This is a genomic window from Candidatus Accumulibacter vicinus, assembly GCF_000584955.1.
Classification (GTDB): Bacteria; Pseudomonadota; Gammaproteobacteria; order Burkholderiales; family Rhodocyclaceae; genus Accumulibacter; species Accumulibacter vicinus.
The window spans coordinates 145,399-148,903 of record NZ_JDSS02000027.1 but is presented as its reverse complement, the minus strand read 5'-3'; the positions used below and the strand labels follow the sequence as shown (position 1 = coordinate 148,903).

Genomic DNA, 3,505 nt, shown 5'->3' with positions numbered 1-3,505 from the left:
CACGCCTGCCACACCGGCGACAACACCGGCTGCGCAGCCGACAGCAGAGATTCAGACGGCAGACCGGAAGTCGCTCACCGAGCAGCAGCTGGTCGACATGTTGCTCGGCAAGAACGGGGCGACGTCAACAAAGGCCGTCAAGCCGTTTGACCCGGTCGATATCTTGCAGGAGATTTATCGACACCGCGATCCCGAGCACGTGGTGGCGGTGGTGCCGGAGAAGGCCAGGGTCAAAATCGGTCAGGACAAGCTGCGTTTCCGCGTCAGTTCGCACAAGCCGGGCTATGTGTACATTCTGATGGTGGGCACCAATGGCCGCTTCAACCTGCTTTTCCCGAATGCCATTGACGCCGATAACGGGATTGCCGGGGACGGTGATCTGAGTCTGCCTCGCCCCGGCTGGGCGATGACGCCTGACGGGCCGCCGGGAAGCAATCGCTTCGTGGTGATCGTTTCCGACAATCGACGGGATTTCTCGGCAACCGGCCTGCGCAAGGTCAATCCGTTTGCCGAGTTTCCGCTCGAGATCGCCGACCGCATCGCGCATGAGGCGAACTTTGCAGCCACCAATCCTTTTGCCGGCAAGGTGATCTGTCCAGCCAGTCGCGCTTGCTCTTCCAGCTATGGCGCAGCCCTGTTTGTCATCGACGAGATCATCTGACCGAAAACGTCAACGGCCGCAGAGAACCCCGGAATGCGGTTACTCGTCGAGCCGCCGGATGGTCACCCGACGATTTTCTGGAGCTTCGGGCCGGACCGGGTTGAGCAGTTGTGACGGACCCTTGCCGACGGGTTTGAGCCGACTACGATCAATCTGGTGGTTCTGCGACAGATAGCCAACGACGCTTTCGGCGCGTGATTGCGACAACTGTCGGTTGTATTCCTCGCCACCACGCGGATCGCTATGGCCCTCGATAGCGAAGCGGAACGGAACAAGTTTCTCCGAATTCAAGGCCCGGCCCACCACATCCAGCGACTGCTTGCCGTTCGGTGTCAGGCCCGCCGAGTTCGTTTCGAAGGTAATCAGCAAGGACGCTGCCGCCGGTTTCGCAGGCGCCAACGAACTTTCATCACGAGTGACATTGATCGAGCGCGATTTCGTCCGGGCCGGGGCCGGGGCGAGCAGATCGACCAGCACGCGTTCATTAATCTCCTCAGCCCTGAGCACCTTCTCAGTCTGTGCGAGCGATACCGCCGGAACCAGCGTGCACCACAGCAATCCCATCATTCTGACGTATTTCATCTGAAAACTCCCTGAAAACAACTACGAATTGATAATACTACCACCCTGAACGCGCTCCGGCAGGAGCGATGTAACACCCAGGCACCATACCTGCAGGGGGGCGCTGAACGTGCAACTCACCCTGCCCTGGGTCACCGCCCGGAATACGCACGCCACTCGGGGCGACTGTAATCGATACCGGCCTGCGTCGGGAGCGTTGGTAGATACAGCATACGCCATTCACACACACTCATGCTCATCATCGGGCTCCGGTTTGCCGCGCTTGACGCCTGGTAAAGTCCGCTATAATCGTCCGCAAACCGTTCCTTCCCTTTGCCTCGGGCACCTCCGAGGGAGCCTCTTGCATGCGCAATGAATTGCTGACACCCGAAGTCATTCCCCATTCTCCACTCGGTCTTACTCCGCCGACTTCGCCGGCGACCTCGCGGCATGCCGACGGAACATTGGTCGACCGGTATGGCCGGCACGTCACTTACCTTCGTCTGTCGATCACCGATCGTTGCGACTTCCGTTGCCGCTATTGCATGGCCGAGGAGATGACCTTCCTGCCACGGGCGCAGGTGCTGACCCTCGAAGAGTGCCTGCGCATTGCCAGTGTTTTCGTCGATCTCGGCGTGACCAAAGTTCGGGTGACCGGCGGCGAGCCGCTGGTTCGGCAAAACGCCCTCTGGTTGCTCGAACAGCTGGCCCGCCTGCCGGGTTTGCTGGAGCTGGTGATGACCACCAATGGTTCGCAGCTCGATCGATTTGCCCCGGCCTTGCGCGCCGCGGGTGTCCAGCGCATCAACATCAGCCTCGACACGCTGCGTGCCGACCGTTTCCGGGAGATCACCCGCGTCGGCGATCTTGGCAAGGTGCTGCGTGGTCTCGACGCAGCGCAGGCGGCTGGTTTCCGGCGCCTCAAGATCAACACGGTCATGATGCGCGGCAGTAACGATGACGAATTGATCGACCTGGTCGAATTTGTGGTCGAACGCGGTATCGATATTGCTTTCATTGAGGAAATGCCGCTCGGCGATATCGGTCACGCGCGCCAGGTCTTCGGCAGCGAAGAGGCCCTGGCGCATCTGCAGACACGCTTCGTACTCCTGCCATCCACCGAAACCACCGGCGGGCCGGCACGTTACTGGCGAATTCCCGGTACCTCGACGCGCGTCGGTTTCATCTCGCCGCACAGTCACAATTTCTGCGCCAGCTGCAACCGCGTGCGCATCACTGCCCGTGGCGAGTTGTACCCGTGCCTCGGCAACAACCATGCTGTGGCACTGCTGCCGCTACTGCGTGCGCATCGGACCGATGATGCTCCTCTGCGGGCGGCGATTGTCCACAGTATGGGCATCAAGGCTCAGGCCCATGACTTCAGTCACCAGATGGACGCACCGCAGGTGGTGCGCTTCATGTCGATGACCGGCGGCTGATCCCCGGCAGTCCCTGGCCGGGGCGGTCGCGCGCGCCCCGCGTGACGAACCGACAACCCTCCACCCATCCTGCGAAATCTGCCATGCATCTCACTGACCGCTTCAGTTGTTTCAACGATTACGATCCCGATGCACTGTCGGTCGAGCAGGCACGAACCTTCATTCGCAGCCAGTTGACACCGCTGCAGACGCAAGAAAGGCTGGCGCTGCGCAGCGCGCTGGGACGCATTCTGGCCAGCGACGTGATTGCACCGGCCAATGTGCCGGCACACGACAATTCCGCGATGGATGGCTACGCGCTGCGTCATGCCGACCTGTCGAGCAGTGGCGAGACCCGCCTGCGCGTCGCCGGGACAGCGCTAGCCGGCCAGGCCTTTACCGGCAGCATGGCCGCCGGTGAGTGTGTGCGCATCATGACCGGTGCGCCGCTGCCGGCCGGCAGTGATGTGGTGGTGATGCAGGAAGTCGTCGAGGTTGCTGGCGACCGCGTCGTCATTCCGCCCGGGCAGCGCTGCGGCCAGAACATCCGCCGCGCCGGTGAGGACCTCGCCGCCGGACAAGCGGCGCTCGCAGCCGGGCAACTGATCCGCCCGGCGGAACTTGGTCTGATCGCATCGCTGGGTTGCGCCGAGGTCAGCGTCTACCGCCGCCTGCGCGTCGCTTTCTTCTCGACCGGCGACGAACTGTGCTCGATTGGTACGCCACTGGGCTGTGGCGAAGTCTATGACAGCAACCGCTACACGCTTTTCGGCATGCTCTGCCGCATGGGTTGCGAAATCCTCGACCTCGGGGTCGTTCGCGACGAGCCGGCGCTGCTTGAGGCGACTTTCCGACAGGCGGCCGC

General features: G+C 62.1%; 4 protein-coding genes. 3 read left to right on the top strand and 1 reads right to left on the bottom strand.

Features of this window, described 5'->3' with window-relative positions:
• On the top strand, nucleotides 1-661 hold a 661-nt coding region (locus tag CAPSK01_RS22940; protein ID WP_273703652.1), incomplete at its 5' end, for a DUF4384 domain-containing protein.
• A gap of 39 nt (nucleotides 662-700) precedes the next feature.
• On the opposite strand, the gene CAPSK01_RS13155 is transcribed toward CAPSK01_RS22940, so the two are convergent.
• Complete coding sequence (locus CAPSK01_RS13155) at nucleotides 701-1,138, bottom strand: OmpA family protein (protein WP_273703651.1); 438 nt, start codon at nucleotides 1,136-1,138, stop codon at nucleotides 701-703.
• 449 nt (nucleotides 1,139-1,587) lie between these two features.
• On the opposite strand from CAPSK01_RS13155, the gene moaA reads away from it, so the two are divergent.
• Nucleotides 1,588-2,661, top strand: coding sequence for a GTP 3',8-cyclase MoaA (gene moaA / locus CAPSK01_RS13150; RefSeq protein ID WP_273703650.1), 1,074 nt, complete (start codon nucleotides 1,588-1,590; stop codon nucleotides 2,659-2,661).
• An 83-nt stretch (nucleotides 2,662-2,744) separates the two neighbouring features.
• Nucleotides 2,745-3,505: molybdopterin molybdotransferase MoeA (locus CAPSK01_RS13145; protein WP_273703649.1), on the top strand; the 761-nt coding region annotated here is incomplete at its 3' end.

What these genes read in the sequence shown, in the direction of transcription:
- moaA (WP_273703650.1), top strand. Translation starts at nt 1,588, where the DNA reads ATGCGCAATGAATTGCTGACACCCGAAGTCATTCCCCATTCTCCACTC.